Origin of the sequence: Cognatilysobacter tabacisoli (assembly GCF_003586305.1) — a bacterium.
In the GTDB taxonomy this organism is placed as follows: Bacteria; Pseudomonadota; Gammaproteobacteria; order Xanthomonadales; family Xanthomonadaceae; genus Cognatilysobacter_A; species Cognatilysobacter_A tabacisoli.
Map to the genome: position 1 here is coordinate 297,093 of NZ_QXJI01000001.1, position 20,616 is coordinate 317,708.

The window sequence follows — 20,616 nt, forward strand, 5'->3', positions numbered from 1 at the left end:
CGTCGCTATGCTGATGTCCATGTCGCGCCCGATGGTAATCCCGCTGCCGAGCCTGCGCGCGTGTGCGCTGGGGCTCGTGCTGCTGGGCATGTCGATCGCCGGCGGCGAGGCGCAGGCGCGCTCGGCGACGGCGCGCATCGCGCGCGTGGTCACGCCGGCGGCGACGCTCGAGGGCGTGCGGGTGCGCCTCGATTGGCCGGCGAGCGCGGCGTCTGGCGAGCTCCGCCTGCAGGCCGCGCGCCTGGATGCGCCGGATCTGGGCTACCGCTTCCGCGACGTCGACTGGCGCTGCCCACTGCAGCGCGACGGGCGCGGCGGCTGGCGCTGCGACGGCACCGTGCGCAGCGGCCGCGGCGCGCCGTTCCGGCTGGCGATCGACATCGACGATGCGGGCACCGACGCGCGACTGGTGCGCGGCGACTCATCGATCGCGGTCCGCCGCGACGCGCGCACCCCGGACGTCACCCGCATCGACCTCGCCCGCGTGCCGCTGGCGTGGACCCAGGCGCTGCTCGCGCCGGCGTGGCCCGACGCGCGGCTGACCGGCGGCGACGGCGATGCCGAGTTCCGCCTGGCCACCCCGTCCGGCGGACCGGTGCGCCTGAGCGGTCCGCTGCGGCTGCGCGGGCTGTCGCTGGACACGCCCGACGGCACGATCGCCGCGCAGGGGCTCGGCGCGCGGCTCAAGGTCGACGTCACGTTTGGGCCGCGGACAGTCGTCGACCTGCAGGGCCAGCTGATCGGCGGCGAGGCGCTGTTCGGCACGACGTACCTCGCGCTGGAGCAGCGGCCGGTCGACGTGTCGCTGCGCGCCGAGGCGCTCGCCGGCGGCGGCTGGGCGATCCCGCGCTTCGCGTGGAGCGACGGCGGGCTGCTGCGCGCGACCGGCAGTGCGCGCATCGGCGATGGCGGCGGGCTCGACGCGCTCACGATGCAGGCGCGCAGCGACGACCTGTCGACGCTGCGCGACGGCTACCTGAGCGGCTGGCTCGGCAGCGCCGGGCTGTCCGCGCTGCAGCTGCGCGGGTCCGCCGACGCGAACCTGACCGTGGCCGGCAGCGCACTGCAGACGGCGGAGCTGGCGCTGCACGACGCCGACGTCGACGACCCGGACGGGCGCTTCGTGTTCGACGGTCTCGACGGCGAGGTTCGCTTCTCGGGCGGCGCGCCGGTCGACAGCGCGCTGCGCTGGCGCAGCGGCGCGCTGTACGGACTGGCGTTCGAGGGTTCGCGGCTCGCGTTCAGCAGTGCCGATGGACTGCTGCGGCTGCGCGAGCCGGCCCGCGTGCCGATCCTCGGCGGCACCGCGACGTTCGATCACCTGAGCCTGCGTCCGCGCGCGGGCGAGCGCGGGATGGAGCTCGAGTTCGGCCTCAGCCTCGACGAACTCGACGTCGGCCAGCTGGCGAAGACGCTCGACTGGCCTGCGTTCACCGGCGAGCTGACCGGGGTGATCCCGAGCGCGCGCTACGCCAACGACCAGTTGCAGTTCGACGGCGGCCTGTCGATGGGGGTGTTCGGCGGGCAGGTGCAGGTGTCGGCGCTGGCGATGGAGCGGCCGTTCGGGGTCGCGCCGACGCTGTCGGCGGACGTCGCGTTCAACGACCTGGACCTCGAGGCGCTGACCGGCGTGTTCGGCTTCGGCGCCATCACCGGGCGCCTCGACGGTACGCTCGCCGGCGTCCGTCTGGTCGACTGGACGCCGGTCGCCTTCAACGCGGAACTCCATTCCGACCGCGACGCCGCGCGCCGCGCGCGCGTGCGCCAGCGCATCAGCCAGCGCGCCGTGCAGAACATCTCCAGCGTCGGTGACGCCTCGTTCGTGACCAGCCTGCAGGGCCAGCTGATCGGGCTGTTCGACGACTTCGGCTACCGCCGCATCGGCATTTCCTGCGCGCTGGCCGACGAGGTCTGCACGATGGATGGACTGGGTTCAGCGGGCGAGGGCTTTATTATCGTCGAGGGGTCGGGCCTGCCACGCCTGACCGTGGTCGGCTTCAACCGCCGCGTCGACTGGCCGACGCTGCTCGAGCGCCTCGCCGCGGTCGGCAGCGGCGACGTCAAGCCGGTGGTCGAGTGACCGCCGGCCGTCATTCACAGGAGAAGGTCATGCGTCGTTGGATGGGGATTCCCGCAACCGCCGTGCTGCTGACGGCGTGCGTCACGATCAACGTGTACTTCCCGGCCGCGGAGGCCAAGGAAGCGGCGAAGGAATTCGTCGAGAAGGTCATCGGTGACGAAGTGTCCCCGCCGGCACCCGCGCCGCCGACGCCGGGCGGGAGTGCGTCGCTGCCGTCGCCGGTCGACGCGCTCGCGCGCATCGACTTCCTGTCGCTGGTCGGCATCGGCGCCGCCCACGCGCAGGGCCAGCCCGACATCACGATCAAGACCCCGGCGATCCAGGCGATCCAGGCCCGCATGGCCGCGCGCTTCGACGCCCAGCTGCGGACGGGCTTCGATGCCGGCGCGCTCGGCTTCGCCAGCGACGGCACGATCGTGGTTCGCGACGCCGGCAAGCTCGAGCTCAAGGACCGGGTCGCGGTGAACCAGGCCGTGGCCGACGACAACCGCGACCGCAAGGCGGTGTACCGCGAGGTCGCGGTCGCCAACGGACACCCGGAGTGGGAGGCGCAGATCCGCGACGTCTTTGCCAAGCAGTGGATCGCCAGCGCCCGCGACGGCTGGTGGTACCAGAGCGGCGGCGCCTGGAAGCAGAAATAAGGCGCGCTGCAGTCGATCCCGGACGGCCCGCTTCGGCGGGCCGTCTGCGTTTGGCAGGGTGCAGGCGCGCCGGATCGCGTCGCGCCGGTCGCGCCGGCGGCATCTGCGACAATACGCGGCCATTCGCTGTCCCCCGCCGAGCTCCGTGGCCCGCATCGACCAGACCCCGTTCGAAGTAGACATCACCGACCTGACCCACGACGGCCGCGGCGTCGCCCGCCGGCCGGATCCGAAGTCCCCGGGCGAGGCCGGCAAGGCGGTGTTCGTCGCCGGCGCGCTGCCCGGCGAACGGGTGGTCGCGGTGCAGACCGGGCGCCACCGCAGCTTCGACGAGGCGCGCACCGTCGACGTGCTGCGTGCCGCGCCCGAGCGCGTCGCGCCGCGCTGCCCGCACTTCGGCACGTGCAGCGGCTGCGCGCTGCAGCACTACGACGAGTCGAAGCAGATCAACGCCAAGCAGCGCGTGCTGATGGAGAACCTCGAGCGCATCGGCCACGTGACGCCTGGCCGGGTGTTGCCGCCGCTTACCGACGCCGCCTGGGGCTACCGCCGCAAGGGCCGGTTCTCGGTGCGGCGCGTGGAGAAGAAGGACAAGACCCTGGTCGGCTTCCGCGAGGTCGACCCGCGCTTCGTCGCCGACATCGGCGAGTGCCACACCGTCATCCCGGAGATCGGTTCGCGCATCGCCGCGCTGTCGGCGCTGGTCGACGCGATGGACGGCCGCCGCGACATTCCGCAGATCGAGTTCATCGCCGGCGACGCCACGCCGGAGTTCGATGGGGTCGCGCTGACGTTCCGCCACCTGATGCCGCTGTCCGAGCGCGACCTCGCCGCGCTGGTCGCGTTCGGCCAGCACCACCGGATGGCGATCTTCCTGCAGCCCGGTGGCGTCGACAGCGTCCACCCGCTGTGGCCGGCCGATCCGCAGCTGGCGTTTTCGCTGCCGCAGTGGAACCTGTCGTTCGCGTTCCGGCCGCTCGACTTCATCCAGGTCAACGCCGGCCTCAACGGCAAGATGATCCGCTCGGCGCTCGACCTGCTCGACGCGCAGCCGGGCGACCGCGTGCTCGACCTGTTCTGCGGCCTCGGCAACTTCACCCTGCCGCTGGCGCGTGAAGTGCGCGAGGTCGTCGGTGTCGAGGGCGAGGCCGGCCTCGTCCGTCGCGCACGCGAGAACGCCGAGCGCAACGGCATCGCCAACGCGCAGTTCCACGCGGCCGACCTCGGCAAGGACCTCAGCGACCAGCCGTGGATGCGCGAGGGATTCGACCGGCTGCTGCTCGATCCGCCGCGCTCGGGCGCCGATTTCGTGCTGACCCAGCTGCCGCTGAAGCAGTTCAAGCGCATCGTCTACGTCAGCTGCCACCCCGCGTCGCTGGCGCGCGATGCCGGCTACCTCGTCAACGAGAAGGGCTGGAGGCTGGCGGCCGCCGGCGTCATGGACATGTTCCCGCACACCGCGCACGTCGAGTCGATCGCCGTGTTCGAGCCGGCCTGAGGACACGCGATGGGCATCGAGATCGAACGCAAGTTCCTGGTCAACGGCGACGGCTGGCGCGCGGCCGCGCACAAGGTCGTGCCGATGGCGCAGGGCTACCTCAACGACCTCGCGGCGATGGACGCGGCGGCCGACGGCCGCCCCGCGATGAAGGCGTCGGTGCGCGTGCGCATCCAGGACGACCAAGCCTACCTCAACCTCAAGTCGCGCGAGCTGGGCCACACCCGGCAGGAGTTCGACTACCCGATCCCCGTCGATGACGCGCGCGGGCTGCTGGCGCTGTGCATCGGTGGGCTGGTCGACAAGCGTCGGCACTACGTCGAGTTCGAAGGGCGGCTGTGGGAGGTCGATGAGTTCCTCGGCGACAACGCCGGGCTGGTCGTGGCCGAGATCGAACTCGAGTCCGCCGACGCGGTGTTCGCGATGCCCGACTGGGCCGGTCGTGAAGTGACCGACAGCCCCCGCTACTACAATCTGGCCCTGGCCTCGCGGCCGTACTCGCAGTGGAGCGGGGCGGAGCAGTCGGGCGCCGCACCGTGATGGAGAATCCGCAATGCTCGTAATCGGCGTCGCCGGCACCGAACTGACCGCGCAGGAGCGCGACTGGCTGCAGCACGACGCGTGCGCCGGCGTGATCCTGTTCAAGCGCAATTACGCATCGCGCGCCCAGGTGGCCGAGCTGTCGCAGGCGATCCGCGAGGCCGCACCGCGCCCGCAGCTGGTCTGCGTCGACCAGGAAGGCGGCCGGGTGCAGCGCTTCCGCGACGACGGCTACAGCGCGCTGCCGCCGCTGGACGGCTTCGGACGGCGGTATGCCCGCGATCCGCAGGCCGCCTTGGCGCTGGCCGAGGAGCACGCGTGGCTGATGGCCAGCGAGGTGCGCGCCAGCGGCGTCGACCTGAGCTTCGCGCCGGTCGTCGACGTCGGCCACGGCAACTTGGCGATCGGCGACCGCTCGTTCTCCGAGTCGCCGCAGGTCGTCGCCGAGTTCACCCGTGCCTACGTGCGCGGCATGCACGCCGCCGGCATGGCCGCGACGCTGAAGCACTTTCCCGGCCACGGCTCGGTGCGCGAGGACACGCACTTCGACCACGCGTCCGACCCGCGTTCGCTCGACGAACTGCGCGCGCACGACCTGGTCCCGTTCGTCGCCGGCATCGAGGCCAAGGCCGACGCGGTGATGATGGCGCACGTCGCGTACCCGGCCGTCGCGCCGGAGCCGGCCGGCTACTCGCCGCGCTGGATCAAGGAGATCCTGCGCGAGGACATGGGCTTCCGCGGCGTGGTGTTCAGCGACGACATCGGCATGGCCGCGGCGTTCTCGGTCGGCGGCATCAAGGCGCGCGTCGACGCGCACCTGGACGCCGGCTGCGACGTGGTGCTGGTCTGCCACCCGGAGCTGGCGGAGGAATCGCTGAAGGCGGTCGAAGGCCGCACGCTCGACACGATGGCGGTCGCCAACCTGCTCGCGCGCGGGCCGATGACCTGGGACGGCCTGCTCGCCGACGCACGCTACAGCGCCGCGCGCGGCCGCCTCGAGGGGCTGGCATGACCGCGCCGCGGCTGGCCGATGCGCTGGCCAATGCCGAGGTCGTGTTCGACCGCGCGGCGCTCGAGCAGGCGATCACGCGGATGGCCGCCGACGTCGCCCGCGATTTCGCCGGCAGCGTGCCGGTGTACCTGACCGTCATGCACGGCGGCCTGCCGTTCGCTGCGCAGCTGGCGATGGCGGTCGGCGCGCACGGCGTCGACCTCGAGTTCGACTACCTGCATGCGACCCGCTACCGCGGCGCCACGTCGGGCGGAGAGCTGGTGTGGAAGCACCGGCCGGCGACGCCGCTGCGCGGCCGGCGCGTGCTGCTGGCCGACGACATCCTCGACGAGGGCCACACCCTGCTGGCGGTGCGCGACTGGTGCCTGGCCGAAGGCGCGAGCGAGGTCCGCATCGCCGCGCTCGCGGTCAAGCAGCACGACCGCTGCGTCGCGGGCATCTGCGCCGACTACGTGGGCGTCGAGGTGCCGGACCGCTACGTGTTCGGCTACGGCATGGATTTCCACGAGCAGGGCCGCAACCTGCCGGCGATCTACGCGCTGAAGGACTGAGCATGAGCACCCCGACCCATCCGCCGCTGGCGCTGGCCGTGATCGGCGGCACCGGCCTGTACCGGCTGGCCGAGCTGCAGGACGTCGAATCCCACCAGCCGGTCACGCGCTACGGCGCGCCGTCCGGGCCGATCCGGATCGGCACGCTCGACGGCCACCGCGTCGCCTTCCTCGCGCGCCATGGCGAAGGCCATTCGGTCCCGCCGCACCAGATCAACTACCGCGCCAACCTCGCCGCGCTGCAGGCGCTCGGCGCGTCGCACGTGCTCGCGCTGAACACCGTCGGCGGCATCACCGAGCGCTTCGGCCCGCGCGTGCTCGGCTGCCCCGACCAGCTGATCGACTACACCTGGGGCCGCGTCTCGACGATCTGCGAAGTCGAGGCCGACGGTCGACTCGGTGGCGAGGTGCTGCACGTCGACTTCGGCGACCCGTACACGCCGTCGCTGCGCGCGCGCGTGCTCGAGGCCGCCGCGGACGCCGGCGTCGCGCTGGTCGACGGCGGCTGCTATGGCGCCACGCAGGGCCCGCGTCTGGAGACGCGCGCCGAGATCGCGCGCATGCGGCGCGATGGCTGCGACCTGGTCGGCATGACCGGGATGCCCGAGGCCGGGCTCGCGCGCGAGTTGGGCCTGCACTACGCGTGCCTTGCGATTGTTGCGAACTGGGCGGCGGGCGCCGGGCCCGATCCCGACGAAGTGATCACGCTGCAGGACGTGCTCGACAACGTCGCGGCTGCGTCGTCCGGCGTGCCCGCCGTGCTGCGGTCGATGCTCGCGCGCGGACCGTTGCAGCCGTAACCGTTTTCGCACGACGCGGAGTGTTGCGCTCCGTTCAGGTGCAGGCATACTCGCCTCGCGCCCGACCCATGCCGGCGAGGGCGCGCATCATCGCACCCAGCATGAGGTCATCCAGGATATGCAGTACGGCACCGTGAAATGGTTCAACGACGCCAAGGGCTTCGGCTTCATCTCGCCGGAAGACGGCGGCGCGGATGTATTCGTGCACTTCTCCGCGATCAACTCCAAGGGCTTCCGCAGTCTGCAGGAAGGCCAGCGCGTCAGCTTCGAACTGACCCAGGGGCCGAAGGGTGCCCAGGCGTCGGGCGTGGTGCCGGTGGCCTGAGGCCGCGCGGCGACGCACACGCAGCCTCTTGAAAGCCCCGCCCAGGCGGGGCTTTTTTCATGCGCGCGCCGGCCGTCGCCGCGCGCGGCGCTGCGCTAGAGTCCGGCCACACCCGACCGGAGTCGCGCCGCGATGAGCCTGCCGCCGTTCGCCACGCACGTCGTCGACAACCAGCCGCCGCCGTTCCCCCCGCGCGACCTGTGGCGCGACGACGTCGCATTGCGCGAGGCGGTGCTGCGCGAAGGTGGCGGCGCCTTCGTCGAGCGGCTGGCGCGCTACGGCGCGCTCGCCGGCGACACGATGTACGCGGCAAGCATCGACGCGCACCGCGACCGGCCGCGTCTGCACACCCACGACGCCCGCGGCGCGCGCGTCGACCGGGTCGAATTCCACCCTGCCTACCACCAGGTGATGGGGGCGGCGATCGAGCACGGCGTCGCCGGGCTGTCGTGGGCCGAGCCGGGCCCGGGCGCGCACGTCGCGCGCGCCGCGCTGAGCTTCCTGCACTACCAGGTCGAACCCGGCAGCAGCTGCCCGCTGACGATGACCCACGCCGCCGCGCCGGTGCTGCGCGCCGTGCCGGCGCTGGCCGAGTGGCACGACAAGGTCATCGCGGCACATTACGACGGCCGCGACGTGCCAATCGGCGCAAAGCGCGGCGTCATGCTCGGCATGGGCATGACCGAGAAGCAGGGCGGCAGCGACGTTCGCGCCAACGCCACGGTCGCCACGGCGCTCGCGGCCGACGGCGAATACGAGCTGGTCGGCCACAAGTGGTTTTTCTCGGCGCCGATGTCGGACGGGTTCCTCGTGCTCGCGCAGGCCGCGGGCGGGCTGACGTGCTTCCTGCTGCCGCGCTGGCGGCCCGACGGCTCGCGCAACGCGCTTCGGCTGATGCGCCTGAAGGACAAGCTCGGCGACTGGTCGAACGCCTCGAGCGAGGTCGAGTTCGCCGGCGCCTGGGCGCACCGCGTCGGCGACGAGGGCCGCGGCATCGCGACGATCCTCGAGATGGTCATGCTGACCCGGCTCGACTGCCTGCTCGGCTCGGCGGGCCTGATGCGCATGGCGCTGGCGCAGGCGGTGCACCACGTGCGCCACCGGCGCGCGTTCGGGCGCGCCCTGGTCGACCAGCCGCTGATGCGCCGCGTGCTCGCCGACTTGGCGCTGGAGTCGGAGGCCGCGACCGCGCTGGCGTTCCGGGTCGCCGGCGCGATCGACCGCGCCGGGCGCGACCCGGGCGAGGCCGCGTTCGCGCGCATCGCCACCGCGATCGGCAAGTTCTGGGTGTGCAAGCGCGCGCCGGGTTTCGTCAACGAAGCGCAAGAGTGCCTCGGCGGCGCAGGCTACGTCGAGGAGTCGCTGCTGCCGCGGCTGTATCGGCAGGCGCCGCTGAACTCCATCTGGGAAGGCAGCGGCAACATCCAGTGCCTGGACGTGCTGCGCGCGCTGCGGCGCGAGCCCGGCTGCGCCGAGGCGCTGGTCGCCGAGTTCGACGCCGTCGCGGGGCGCTGCGCGTGGCTCGACGCCGAGGCCGCGGCGCTGCGGCCGCGGATCGCGGCCGACGTCGACGAGGCCAATGCGCGCGAACTGGTGCAGTCGCTCGCGTTGGCGCTGCAGGCGGCGGCGCTGCAGCGCGCCGGGCACGCGGCGGCGGACGCGTTCGGCCGGGTGCGCCTCGCGCCGTCGCGCGCGCTGGCCTACGGCGCCGGGCCCGCGCTGGCCGAAGAGGGGCTGCTGGTCGAGCGCGTGTTCGACGGCGCCGCGGGCTGACCGAACCCCGGATCGAGCGCCTGCAGGAATCGATCGACGCTGCGTGTGTAGGGGCTTGGCGCGCCCAAATCCCGGTTGATCTGCATGTGCGAGAGGGGCACGGCGAGCACCTCGGCGCGGCCGCCCAGCGCGTTCGCGCGGCGGGCGAACGCCTTCGCCTGCGGGCAGGCCTCGCGCCGGCCCGACGCGCACACCGCCAGCAGCGGCGCCGTCGGCCCGGACAGCGCGTGCAGCGGCGACGCCGCATTCCATTCGCGCGGGTCGCTGCCGAACGCGTCGGTGTGCAGCCGCATCGGGCGGCCCGCCATCAGCGCCGGCACGTCGAGCGCGGCGCCGTCGAGCAGCACGGTGCCGAGCCACGGCCGCGCCCCGGCCGCTGCGGACAGCGCGCGGTCGGCGTGGACCAGCGCGGCCAGGTGGGCGCCGGCCGAGTGCCCCATCAGCACGACGCGCGCCGGGTCGCCACCGAACTCGGCGGCGCGCCGCTGCACCGCGGCGAGCGCGAGCGCGAGGTCGGCGGCTTGCGTGCGCGGCGGCGCCTCGGGCAGCAGCCGGTAGTTGACCGACACGAACACCGCGCCGCGCGCCAGCCAGTGCGCGGCCTTGTCGCCGACGACACCCGGCGAGGCCTTGTCGCCGAACGCCCAGCCGCCGCCGTGCGCCATCACGACGATCGGCGCGCCGCGCGCGCCGGCCGGCCGGTACACGTCGAATCGCTGGCGCGGGTCGGCGCCGTAGCCGACATCGCGGATGACGCGGGTGCCGGCCGGCAGCCCGTGGGTCGGCGCGGATGCGCGACCGCGCTCGGCGAGGGCGTCGCGCACGCGATCGGCGGCGACCGCGTGCGCGGCGAGCAGCATCGCGATCGCCGCGGCCACGAGCGGCAGCGCGGCAGTCGGCAAGGAACGGGGCAGGGCCATGGCGGACTCCGGGGCGGCAACCCACCCGCCAACGCGCGACCAGATCGCGCGTTGACCGCCGACCGCCGCTAGTCGAGGAACTGCAGCCTGGCGAGCTCGGCGTACAGGCCGCCCTCGGCCAGCAGCGCGTCGTGCGTGCCCTCGGCGACGATGCGGCCGTGGTCCATCACGACGATGCGGTCGGCCTTCAGCACGGTGGCGAGGCGATGGGCGATCACCAGCGTCGTGCGGCCCTCCATCAGCGTCTCCAGCGCCTGCTGCACGGCGCGTTCGCTCTGTGCGTCGAGCGCGCTGGTGGCTTCGTCGAGCAGCAGGATCGGCGCGTCCTTGAGCAGTGCGCGGGCGATGGCGATGCGCTGCTGCTGGCCGCCCGACAGCCGCGCGCCGCGCTCGCCCAGTTCGGTGCCGAGGCCGTCGGGCAGCGCGGCGATGAAGTCGGAGGCGTGTGCGGCGCGCACGGCGGCATCGACCTCGGCGTCGCTGGCGTCCAGCCGGCCGTAGCGGATGTTGTCGCGCGCGGTCGTCGCGAAGATCGTCGGCTGCTGCGGCACCAGCGCGATCGCCTCGCGCAGCGCGGCCGGGTCGAGCTCGCGCAGGTCGATGCCGTCGACGCGCAGCGCGCCGGACTCGGGGTCGTGGAAGCGCAGCAGCAGCGAGAAGACCGTGCTCTTGCCGGCGCCGGACGGACCGACCAGGGCCACGGTCTCGCCCGGCCGCACGCGCAGGCTGAACTGCTCCAGCGCCGGCGCGTCGGGGCGCATCGGGTAGTGGAACGTCACCGCATCCAGCTCGATCTCGCCGCGCGGCGGCGACGGCAGCGCGCGCGGCGCCGCTGGCGCGCGCACCTCGGGCGTGGCCTGCAGCAGTTCGGTGATGCGGCCCATGCCGCCCGCGGCGCGCTGCAATTCGTTGAACACTTCGGCCAGCGCGCCGACTGAGCCGCCGCCGATCAGCGCGTACAGCACGAACTGGCCGAGCGTACCGGCGGTCATGCGGCCGGCGACGACGTCGTGCGCGCCCGACCACAGCACCAGCGTGATCGCGCCGAACACCAGCGTAATCGCCACCGCGGTGACCCACGCCTGCGCCTGGATGCGCCGGCGAGCGGTGTCGACCGCCGTCGCCAGCGCTTGGGCGAACCGGCCGCGCTCGTACGGCTCGCGCGCGTGCGCCTGCACCGTGCGCACCGCGCCGAGGGTTTCCGACGCCAGCGCGTTGGCGTCGGCCACGCGGTCCTGCGCCGATCGCGAGATCTTCTGCAGCCGGCGGCCGCCGAACACGATCGGCAGCACCGCCAGCGGAATGCCGACCAGTGCGTACGCCGCCAGCCGCGGACTGGTCACGAACAGCATCGCCAGGCTGCCGACCACGGTGACCGAGCTGCGCAGCGCGACCGACATGCTCGACCCGACGACGCTGCGCAGCAGCTCGGCGTCGGCGGTCAGCCGTGACACCAGCTCGCCGCTGCGGGTGCGGTCGTGGAAGCCGGCGTCGAGCGCCATCAGGTGCGCGTACAGGCGCTCGCGCAGGTCGGCGACGACGCGTTCGCCGAGCAGCGAGACGAAGAAGAACCGCGCGGCGGTCGCCAGCGCCAGCGCCACGGCGACCAGGAACAGCAGCACGAACGCGCGGTCGATCGCTGCGCCGCCCATGCCGTCGGCGCCGGCGGCGAAGCCCTGGTCGATCATCGTGCGGAACGCCAGCGGCAGGCTCAGCGTCGCGGTGCTCGACGCGGCCAGCGCGACCAGCCACGCGACGAACAGCCCGCGGTGGCGCCGCACGAACGGCCACAGCGCGCGCAGGGTGCCGAGCGGTGCCTTGGACAGCGGGTTCGGGTTGGGGGGCGGCGGAGCGGGTGAATTCATGGGCACAGGATGACCGGTCGGGGCGTCGCGGGCGAGCCGCGACGCGGGCACGTCAGCCGGCTTGCACCCGCACCCGGTCACGGGTGGCGTCGCGAAGCTGCGCTTTCAAGGCGTCCAATGCGCTCGCGGGCAGCCGCAGCCGCAGCGAGGCGCCGGCTTCCTCGAAGCGTTCGTCGAGCTTCTCGCCGGCGAAGTGCGCGAGCGCGGCGTGCACCGCGCCGGTGTCCTCGAAGCCGTAGTCGATGGTGGCGTCGACCAGCGCGACCAGCGGCTCGCGCACCGCCACGCGCAGGCACTCGGCCGCGCACCCGCCGTAAGCGCGAACCAGGCCGCCGGCGCCGAGCTTGACGCCGCCGTACCATCGCGTGACGACGACGGCGACGCGGTCGTAGCCCTGGCCGTCGATCGCGGCGAGGATCGGGCGCCCCGCGGTGCCGGCCGGTTCGCCGTCGTCGCTGAAGCGGTACTGCGCGCCGATGCGGTACGCCCAGCAGTTGTGCGTCGCCGCCGGGTCGGACACCGCGGCGACGAAGTCGAGCGCGGCCTGCGGTGACGCGACCGGCGCGGCGTGTGCGATGAACCGGCTGTGCTTGATCTCGACCGCGTGCGCGCAGCGCGCGGCGAGCGTGTCGAGGCTCATTGCAGCAGCGCGGCGAGGTCGTCGGGAATGCGCACGCGCGGATGGGCCTTGCGGAACTGCACCAGGCTCTCGCGCGCGTCGTCGAGCTCACCGGCGTCGCGGCGCGCGCGCACGCGCTCGAGCCAGTCGGCGGCGTCCAGGCCGCTGTCCTCGTGCAGCGGCGGCAGCGGTTCGCCCGCCGCGCGGATGCGCGTGCCGGTGACCTCGATGCGGTCCAGAGAGGACGCTGCGGCCGCCTCGCCGGTGAACTCCGGCGCGGCCGCCTTGGCCGATGCGCGCACCGGCGCATCCGGCACGGCGCGCGCGGAGTTCGTGTAGCTCGGCCGCCGCGCCGCGGCCGGCGCGGCGACCGCGTCGGCCGCCGTGCCGGCGAAGGCTTCGGGTTGATCGACGCTGGCGGCGGCGGGCGCGGGCGCGGGCGCGGCCGGCGTGCGCTCGCGTGCCTGCGACTCGGCCCGTTCGGCCGCGGCGCGCTGCTCGGCCGCCCGTGCACCGGCGCGCTGCGACGCGGCGTCCGCCGCCTGCCGTGCCGCGGCGTCGCGGGGGGTCGTGGCGTCCTGCCCTTCGGCCAGCTGCGTTTCGGCGGCGGGCGGCGGCGGCATCACCATCGGGCGCGGCGCGCTGGGCACCGTGTCGAAGACGACGGCCGGGCCGTCCGCCGCGGCGGCCGCCTCGCGTGCCGCGCTGCCGGCGGCGCCGTCGACCGGCGGCCGCAGCTGCCAGACGACGCCGATTGCCAGCGCGAGCGTGGCCGCGGTGCCCACCGCGGTGACCAGGCTGGCCGGAGTGCCGAGCCAGCCCCGCCACCCGCGCCGCGCCGGCGCGGGGCCGGCCACCGCGCGGTGCGCGGCGGCGAGGATGCGCGCGTCGAGTGCCGGCGACGGGCCGTCGTGCGGGCCGAGCCGCGCGAGGCGGTCGGCCAGCGCGCGCTCGTCGGGCGTCAGCGGGTCGTGGCGGGGCGTGGTCATTCGTTCAATCTCGCGCGCAGCTTGTCCATCGCGTACCGCAGCCGCGACTTGACGGTTTCCCGGCCGGCGCCGGTGATGTCGCCGATCTCTTCCAGGCTCAGCTCGTGCTCGAGCCGCAGCTGCAGCACCTCGCGCTGCTCGTCGGGCAGCGATTCCATCGCCAGCTGCAGGCGGCGGCGCTGCTCGAAGTCGGACAGCTCGCGCTCGGGCGTGGTCGGGTCGGGGACCCGGGCGGCGCGCTCGTCGCCGTCGTCCGGCGCCGGTGGGCGGTGTTTGAGGCCGCGCCAGTGGTCGTTGAGCCGATTGTGGGCGATCCGGAACAGCCAGGTCCTGAACGCGGCGTCCGGGGTCCAGCCGGCGCGCGCGGCGATCACCCGCTGCCAGACGTCCTGGAAGAACTCGTCGGCCAGCGCGGGATCGCGCAGCTGTCGCAGCAGGAAGCGATACAACGGACCGCGGTGGCGGGCATAGAGGACCTCGAACGCCGCGACGTCGCCGCCGGCCCAGGCCAGCATCAGCACGTCGTCGCCGGGGTCGCTGGCCGCATTCATCGCGGGCAGGGTACGGGCTGGGGCCTCGCCCGGGAAGCGGCCCGGCGCGGGGCCGGGCCGCCGCGGCAAGGCCGGCAGCGGCACGGCGGTCGAAACGTCCATGTTCGGATCAACGGGCATGGCGGGCAGACGGGGTTGGCCGCGTCGCCGGCGGTGCGCGCGTTATCCTCGTGAGTCAGGAATGGCGGCGAACGGGGGCCGCACACCCAATGGAGCAAGCGATGGCCACCAGCGGCGCGGGCGATGCCCCGGCCGGACGCGGTTCGTTGGCCGCGGCGCTGCAGGAGGCGCTGCCCAGCGGTTCGCAGGTCGCCGTCCACTGGCAGTGGCCGTCCGGCGAGCTGGGCGAGTCCCGGTCCGAACACGCGCCGCCGGCCCTGTCCGAGCATGCCCATCGCCTGATGGAGCGGAACGAGCCGGCGCCGACCGGCGCGCCCCGGCGCCTTCAGCTGTGCTGGAGCGACGACGACGACGGCTCCGCGGTGGCAGTGGTTGCCGACCTGCCCGAGGCGCTGTCGCCGGCGTCGCGCACCGCGTGGAAGGCGATGGCGCGGCGGCTGGTGTCCGCGCACCTGGTCGCGCTCCGCGCGCAGGCCCGCGCCGAGCTGCTCGAACGTTCGCAGCGCCTGCAGCAGGCGCTGTACGAGATCGCCGACCTGGCCGGCTCGGACCTCGAGATGGCCGAGATGCTGCGCCGCATCCACGAGGTGGTCGGCCGGCTGATGTTCGCCGAGAACTTCTACATCGTGCTGTACGACGACGTGCGCGATTCGCTGCGGTTCCTGTACTTCGCCGACAGCCAGGACAGCTACGTCGCCGACCCGGACGCGCACATCGCGATCGCCGACATGCCCAACAGCCTCACGGTCGGCCTGTTGCGCCACGGCGACCCGATGCGCGGCCCGTCGCGGTCGCTGCGCATGCAGCTGGGCATCCGCCGCGACGATGCGCACGGCCCCGACAGCGCCGACTGGCTCGGCGTGCCGATGCGGCGCGAGGACCGCGTGTGCGGCGCGATCGTGGTGCAGAGCTACGTGCTGCCGGGGGTCTACCGCGACGAGGAGCGCGCGCTGCTGGCGTTCGTTGCCCAGCACATCCTGACCGCGCTCGACCGCCACCAGGCGCGCGAGGAGCTCGAGCGGCGCGTCGAAGAGCGCACCCGCGAGCTGCAGCAGACCAACCGCGAGCTGCAGGCCGAGATCGTCGAGCGCCAGCGCGGCGAGCGCCTGCAGCGCGCGCTGTTCCGGATCGCCGAGCTGTCGATCAGCGCCGAGTCGCTGGAGCGCTTCTACCAGCAGGTGCACGACGTCGTCGCCGAACTGCTGTACGCGCGCAACTTCTACATCGCGCTGCTGTCGGCCGACGCGGCGCACCTGGAGTTCCCGTACTCGATCGACGAGCGCGACGCCGTGCGCGCCACGCGCAAGCTGTCCAAGGGCCTGACCGAATACGTGATCGGCAGCGGCCGGCCGCTGCTCGCCGACCGCCCCACGATCGACGCGCTGGCCGAGCAAGGCGTGGCGCGCAGCCGCGGTTCGCTCGCCCACTGCTGGCTCGGCGTGCCGCTGCTGCGCGGCGACGTGCCGGTCGGCGTCATCGCGGTGCAGAGCTACTCGCCCGCCATCGCCTTTAACGCGCGCGACCAGGAGCTGCTGACCTTCGTTGCCCACCACATCGGCATCGGCCTGGCGCGCAAGCAGGCGCAGGAGAGCCTGGTCGCCGCCCACGCCGAGCTCGAACAGCGGGTCGACGCGCGCACCCAGGAGCTGGCCGAGGCCAACGCGCAGCTGCGCGCCCAGATCAACGAGCGCCTGCGCGCCGAGCAGAAGCTGACCCACCAGGCGCGCCACGACGCGCTGACCGGGCTGCCCAACCGCGAGCAGCTGCTCGAGAGCCTGGCCGCGGCGATCCTCGCCGCGCAGGCCGACCCGGACCGCCAGTTCGCGGTGCTGTTCCTCGACCTGGACCGCTTCAAGCTGGTCAACGACAGCGCCGGGCACTCGGCCGGCGACGAGCTGCTGGTCGAGGCCGGCCGGCGCATCGTGTCGGCCGTGCGCAGCCACGACGTGGTCGCGCGGCTCGGCGGCGACGAGTTCGCGATCCTGATCGACGCGATCGATGGCCAGAACGTGGCCGAAGAGGCGGCGCAGCGGATCATCGAGGTGCTCGGCCAGCCGTGCTGGGTGGCGGGCCGCGAAGTGTTCCCGTCGGCCAGCATCGGCATCGCGCTGTGGCACCCGCGCTACCGCAAGGGCGCCGACCTGCTGCGCGACGCCGACGCGGCGATGTACCGGGCCAAGGCCGGCGGCCGCGACCGCTGCGCGGTGTTCGACGAGGCGATGCGCGAGGAAGCCGTGCGCATCCTCGACCTCGAGGCTGACCTGCGCCGCGCGATCAACAGCGACAGCTTCGTCGCGCACTACCAGCCGATCGTGCGGCTGGCCGACGGCATGCCGATCGGCCACGAGGCGCTGCTGCGCTGGCGCCACGAGCGCCGCGGGCTGCTGTTGCCGGGCGAGTTCATCGGCCTGGGCGAGGACACCGGACTGATCGAGGAGGTCGACTGGCTGCTGTACGCGCAGGTCGCGCAGCGGCTGGCCACGGTCGACGACGGCTACATCTCGATCAACGTGTCGCCACGGCACTTCCTGATGGCCGATTTCGCCGAGCGGCTGCTGAACCTGCTCGACGCCGCCGGCGCCGACCCGCACCGGCTGCGGATCGAGATCACCGAGGTGGCGCTGCTCGACGACGCGCCGCGCGCGCTGCGCATCCTGCGCACGCTGCGCAGCCACGGCGTGCTGGCGCAGCTGGACGATTTCGGCACCGGGTTCTCGGCGCTGTCGTACCTGCACCGCTTCCCGATCGAGTGCCTGAAGATCGACCAGAGCTTCGTCGCCGGCCTGGTCGGCGACACGCGCCCGGAGAGCGTCGCGGTGGTGCGCGCGATCCAGGCGCTCGCCGGCACGCTGGGCATCTACACGATCGGCGAGGGCGTCGAGAACGAAGCCCAGCGCGCGGTCCTGCGCGAGCTGGGCTGCGAACACGGCCAGGGCTATCTGTTCGGCCGCCCGGTCGAGGATCCGTTCGCGCTCGCGCGGCAGGCGGCGCTCATTCGCTGACAGTCGCGGTGCGTGCGCGGTCGGCATCGACCAGCGCCCGCGCCTGTTCGACCAGCTGCAGGAACTCCGCCCGCTGGCCCCAGCGGTCGTCGCCGCGGGCGCCGCGCGCCGACGCGGCGATCTGCGTCCAGCTCCAGCCATCCAGACGCGTGCCGCCGCGCAGCGCATCGGCGTAGCCGGCGACGGCGGCAGCGAAGCGCAGCGCCTCGCTCGGGCGGGCCCCCAGCGCACCGGCCGCGATCGGCGCTTCGATCAGGCGGCTGCGCGTCTCGCCGGGGCGCTTGTAGCGCAGGCGCAGGTGGGCGAGTTCACCCGCCGATGCGCTCGGCTTCGTCGTTGCGGCATAGCGCAGCGCCGGCAGGCGCTCCGTCCCCGAGCCGACCGGCGTGATCTCGTACAGCGCGGTCACTTCGTGGCCGGCGCCGATGTCGCCGGCATCGACGCGGTCGTTGGCGAAGTCCTCGCGCTGCAGCAGGCGGTTCTCGTAGCCGATCAGGCGGTACTCGGCGACGACGGCGGGGTTGAACTCGACCTGCACCTTCACGTCCTGCGCGATCGTCAGCAAGGTCGAGCCCATCTCCTCGACGAGCACCTTGCGCGCCTCCTGCAGCGTGTCGATGTAGGCGTGGTTGCCGTCGCCGACGTCGGCCAGCTTCTCGGCAAGCGCGTCGTTGTAGTTGCCGCGCCCGAAGCCGAGCGTGGTCAGCGCGATGCCGGACTTTCGCTGGTCGGCAACCAGGGTCTCCAGCGCGCCGTCGTCGACCGTGCCGACGTTGAAGTCGCCGTCGGTGGCCAGGATCACCCGGTTGACGCCGCCGGGCACGTAGGCCTGCTGCGCCATCGCGTAGGCCAGCCGGATGCCGTCGCCGCCGTTGGTGCTGCCGCCGGCCTGCAGGCGCTCGAGCGCGGCGAGGATCTCGCCCTGGCGGTCGCCCGGCGTCGGCGGCAGCACCAGCCCGGCGCTGCCGGCGTAGACGACGATCGACACGCGGTCCTGCGGCCGCAGCTGGCGCGCCAGCAGGCCGAACGCGCGGACCAGCAGCGGCAGCTTGTCCGGCGACTCCATCGAGCCGGACGTGTCGATCAGGAACACCAGATTGGCGGGCGGCAGGGTCGCCTTCGGCACGTCGTAGCCCTTGATGCCGACCATCAGCAGCTGGCGCTTGGCGTTCCACGGGGCGGCGGCCAGTTCCGTGGTCACCCGGAACGGCACCTCGCGCGACGTCGGCGCGGGGTGGCCGTAGTCGAAGTAGTTGATGAATTCCTCCGCGCGCACCGCGTCGGCCGGGGGCCGCTGGCCGTCGGCGAGCAGGCGGCGCACGTTGCTGTAGCTGCCGGTGTCGACGTCGACCGAGAACGTCGACACCGGCTGTTCGGTCGTGCGCTGTACCGGGTTGTCGGCGCGCTCGGCGTAGCGCTCGGTGTTGGCCACGGGCGGCGGGCCTGCAAATCCGGCGACCGGCGCGGCCATCCGCATCTGCGGCGGCGGGGGCGGGGACGGCGGCGCCATCACCTGGACGTGCGCGTCGTTGACTCGCGAGCCGATCACTTCGACGCGGTCGAGCGTGGCGCTCGCCTCGGCGGCGACCACGGCGGCGGCCGCGTGCTGCGCGGTCGCGTCATGGGCGCGCCGGGCGTTGGCGTCCGCGGCGGCGGCCGACGCCTTCTGTTCCGGCGAGACGGTGGAGCACGAACTGAGCACGCCTGCCGACAGGGCGACGGCCGAGAGCAGGGCGAGAGACAGCGCGGAGCGGGTGGGCGTCGGACGGTTCATCGGGTTCCTCCCGGGGTGGTCGTGGCGTTCGAACGCACGACCCCCGCGGGCGGGGTTAAGCCGATGCCGCCGGACGCGCGATCAGCCGGCGCGCACCACGAGCAGGCGCGGCTCGGTCATGTCCTCGATCGCGCTGCGCACGCCCTCGCGTCCGAGCCCGGACTGCTTGATGCCGCCGTACGGCATGTTGTCGACGCGGAAGCTCGGCACGTCGCCGACCACGACGCCGCCGACCTCGAGCCGGTCCCAGGCGCGCATCGCGTGGTCGAGGCGCGCGGTGAACACGCCGGCCTGCAGGCCGAAGTCGCTGTCGTTGACGCGCGCGATCGCCGCGTCGAAGTCCGCCACCGGCTCAAGGAGGGCCACGGGGCCGAAGGCCTCCTTGCGGTACAGGTCGGCGTCGCGCGGCACGTTCTCGAGCAGCGCCGCCGGCAGCCGGTTGCCGTCGCGCGCGCCGCCGGCCAGCCGCTTGGCGCCGGCCTTGCGTGCGTCGTCGATCCAGCGTTCGACGCGCTTGGCGGCGTCCTCGTCGATCATCGGGCCGATGAAGGTCCGCTCGTCGCGCGGGTCGCCCATCCGCAGCCGGCCGACCGCGGCCTTGAGCTTGCGCCGCAGCTTCTCGTACACGGCCTCGTGCGCGACGATCCGCTGCACGCTGATGCAGCTCTGCCCGCTCTGGTAGTACGCGCCGAACACCAGCCGCTCGACCACGTGGTCGAGCGAGGCGCCCGGATCGGCGTCGACGATGCACGCCGCGTTGCCGCCGAGTTCCAGCGTGACCTTCTTGCGTCCGGCCCGCGCCTTGAGGTCCCAGCCGACCAGCCCGCCGGTGAAGCTCAGCAGCGCGATGCGCTCGTCCTCGACCAGCGCATTGGCGTCCTCGTTGCTGCACGGGAACACCGAGAACGCGCCCTTCGGCAGGTCGGTCTCGGCCAGCACCTCGGCGATGATCAGCGCGCCGACCGGCGTCTTGGCCGCGGGCTTCAGCACGAACGGGCAGCCGGCCGCGATCGCCGGCGCGACCTTGTGCGCGACGAGGTTCAGCGGGAAGTTGAACGGGGTGATGAAGGCGCACGCGCCGATCGGCACGCGCTTGACCATGCCGCGGTAGCCGCGGGTGCGCTCGGACACCTGCAGTTCAATCAGCTCGCCGTCGATGCGGGTGGCCTCGCCGGCCGCGATGCGGAACGTGTCGATCAGGCGGGTGACTTCGCCGCGCGCGTCCTTGATCGGCTTTCCGGCCTCGATGCACAGGGCCAGCGCGAGCTCCTCGAAGCGCTCGGAGAACCGGCGCACGCAGTGCTCGAGCACGTCGCGGCGCGCGTCCGGTGGAAACGCCGCCATCGGCCCGCGCGCCTTGTGCGCGGCGACGATCGCCTTGCGCACCGTCGCCGCGTCGGCCATCGCGACGCGCGTCGCGCGCTTGCCGCTGTACTTGTCGAGCACGTCGAGGTCGGCGTTGGCCGCCACCGGCTGGTTCGCGAGGTAGTACGGGTAGCGCTTGGCGAGCATGGGTCGCTCCGGGCGGGGACGCGGCGCCAGCGTAGCGACTGGCG

At 73.5% G+C, this 20,616-nt stretch carries 17 protein-coding genes; 10 read left to right on the forward strand and 7 right to left on the reverse strand.

Annotated features, from left to right (window positions below; all coding sequences use genetic code 11):
• The first annotated feature begins 19 nt into the window (after positions 1 to 19).
• From D3A60_RS06015 to D3A60_RS06055, 9 genes are all read left to right on the forward strand, one after another.
• The gene (locus D3A60_RS06015) at positions 20 to 2,080 is read left to right on the forward strand and encodes a translocation/assembly module TamB domain-containing protein (RefSeq protein WP_119717825.1); all 2,061 of its coding nucleotides are present in this window, start codon (positions 20 to 22) and stop codon (positions 2,078 to 2,080) included.
• 29 nt (positions 2,081 to 2,109) lie between these two features.
• Positions 2,110 to 2,721, forward strand: a complete 612-nt coding sequence (locus D3A60_RS06020) for a DUF1318 domain-containing protein (protein WP_119717826.1) — start codon at positions 2,110 to 2,112, stop codon at positions 2,719 to 2,721.
• A 145-nt stretch (positions 2,722 to 2,866) separates the two neighbouring features.
• Positions 2,867 to 4,219, forward strand: a complete 1,353-nt coding sequence (gene rlmD, locus D3A60_RS06025) for a 23S rRNA (uracil(1939)-C(5))-methyltransferase RlmD (RefSeq protein WP_119717827.1) — start codon at positions 2,867 to 2,869, stop codon at positions 4,217 to 4,219.
• Between the two features lie 9 nt (positions 4,220 to 4,228).
• Complete coding sequence (locus tag D3A60_RS06030) at positions 4,229 to 4,759, forward strand: CYTH domain-containing protein (RefSeq protein WP_119717828.1); 531 nt, start codon at positions 4,229 to 4,231, stop codon at positions 4,757 to 4,759.
• A gap of 13 nt (positions 4,760 to 4,772) precedes the next feature.
• Positions 4,773 to 5,771 (forward strand): beta-N-acetylhexosaminidase, encoded by a 999-nt coding sequence (nagZ, locus tag D3A60_RS06035; RefSeq protein ID WP_119717829.1) that lies wholly within the window; start codon positions 4,773 to 4,775, stop codon positions 5,769 to 5,771.
• Entirely contained in the window at positions 5,768 to 6,322 is a 555-nt protein-coding gene (locus D3A60_RS06040; RefSeq protein ID WP_119717830.1) for a hypoxanthine-guanine phosphoribosyltransferase, read from the forward strand. Before nagZ ends, D3A60_RS06040 begins: the two co-directional genes overlap by 4 nt.
• 2 nt (positions 6,323 to 6,324) lie before the next feature.
• Positions 6,325 to 7,122: an S-methyl-5'-thioinosine phosphorylase gene (locus tag D3A60_RS06045; protein WP_119717831.1), complete on the forward strand. Its 798-nt coding sequence runs from the start codon at positions 6,325 to 6,327 to the stop codon at positions 7,120 to 7,122.
• A 118-nt stretch (positions 7,123 to 7,240) separates the two neighbouring features.
• Complete coding sequence (locus D3A60_RS06050; RefSeq protein ID WP_119717832.1) at positions 7,241 to 7,447, forward strand: cold-shock protein; 207 nt, start codon at positions 7,241 to 7,243, stop codon at positions 7,445 to 7,447.
• Positions 7,448 to 7,579: 132 nt separating this feature from the next.
• Entirely contained in the window at positions 7,580 to 9,220 is a 1,641-nt protein-coding gene (locus tag D3A60_RS06055) for an acyl-CoA dehydrogenase family protein (RefSeq protein ID WP_119717833.1), read from the forward strand.
• On the opposite strand, the gene D3A60_RS06060 is transcribed toward D3A60_RS06055, so the two are convergent.
• The 5 genes from D3A60_RS06060 to D3A60_RS06080 form a co-directional block, all read right to left on the reverse strand.
• Positions 9,148 to 10,140 carry an alpha/beta hydrolase gene (locus D3A60_RS06060; RefSeq protein ID WP_119717834.1) on the reverse strand — a complete coding sequence of 331 codons (993 nt, stop codon included), beginning with the start codon at positions 10,138 to 10,140 and terminating at the stop codon, positions 9,148 to 9,150. The two genes, D3A60_RS06055 and D3A60_RS06060, sit on opposite strands and share 73 nt — an antisense overlap.
• Positions 10,141 to 10,208: 68 nt before the next feature.
• Positions 10,209 to 12,005 (reverse strand): ABC transporter transmembrane domain-containing protein, encoded by a 1,797-nt coding sequence (locus tag D3A60_RS06065; RefSeq protein ID WP_119717835.1) that lies wholly within the window; start codon positions 12,003 to 12,005, stop codon positions 10,209 to 10,211.
• Between the two features lie 52 nt (positions 12,006 to 12,057).
• On the reverse strand, positions 12,058 to 12,645 hold the full coding sequence (locus tag D3A60_RS06070; RefSeq protein ID WP_119717836.1) for an IMPACT family protein: 588 nt from the start codon (positions 12,643 to 12,645) through the stop codon (positions 12,058 to 12,060).
• Positions 12,642 to 13,613, reverse strand: a complete 972-nt coding sequence (locus tag D3A60_RS06075; protein WP_119717837.1) for a hypothetical protein — start codon at positions 13,611 to 13,613, stop codon at positions 12,642 to 12,644. Before D3A60_RS06075 ends, D3A60_RS06070 begins: the two co-directional genes overlap by 4 nt.
• Positions 13,610 to 14,164, reverse strand: coding sequence for an RNA polymerase sigma factor (locus tag D3A60_RS06080; RefSeq protein WP_119717838.1), 555 nt, complete (start codon positions 14,162 to 14,164; stop codon positions 13,610 to 13,612). The genes D3A60_RS06075 and D3A60_RS06080 overlap by 4 nt, the downstream gene beginning before the upstream one ends.
• 221 nt (positions 14,165 to 14,385) lie before the next feature.
• On the opposite strand from D3A60_RS06080, the gene D3A60_RS06085 reads away from it, so the two are divergent.
• On the forward strand, positions 14,386 to 17,286 hold the full coding sequence (locus tag D3A60_RS06085) for a bifunctional diguanylate cyclase/phosphodiesterase (RefSeq protein WP_196778666.1): 2,901 nt from the start codon (positions 14,386 to 14,388) through the stop codon (positions 17,284 to 17,286).
• On the opposite strand, the gene D3A60_RS06090 is transcribed toward D3A60_RS06085, so the two are convergent.
• Both D3A60_RS06090 and D3A60_RS06095 read right to left on the reverse strand, forming a co-directional pair.
• Entirely contained in the window at positions 17,276 to 19,060 is a 1,785-nt protein-coding gene (locus tag D3A60_RS06090; RefSeq protein WP_119717840.1) for a vWA domain-containing protein, read from the reverse strand. The two genes, D3A60_RS06085 and D3A60_RS06090, sit on opposite strands and share 11 nt — an antisense overlap.
• Before the next feature lie 81 nt (positions 19,061 to 19,141).
• Positions 19,142 to 20,572, reverse strand: a complete 1,431-nt coding sequence (locus D3A60_RS06095; RefSeq protein WP_119717841.1) for an aldehyde dehydrogenase family protein — start codon at positions 20,570 to 20,572, stop codon at positions 19,142 to 19,144.
• Positions 20,573 to 20,616 lie beyond the last annotated feature (44 nt).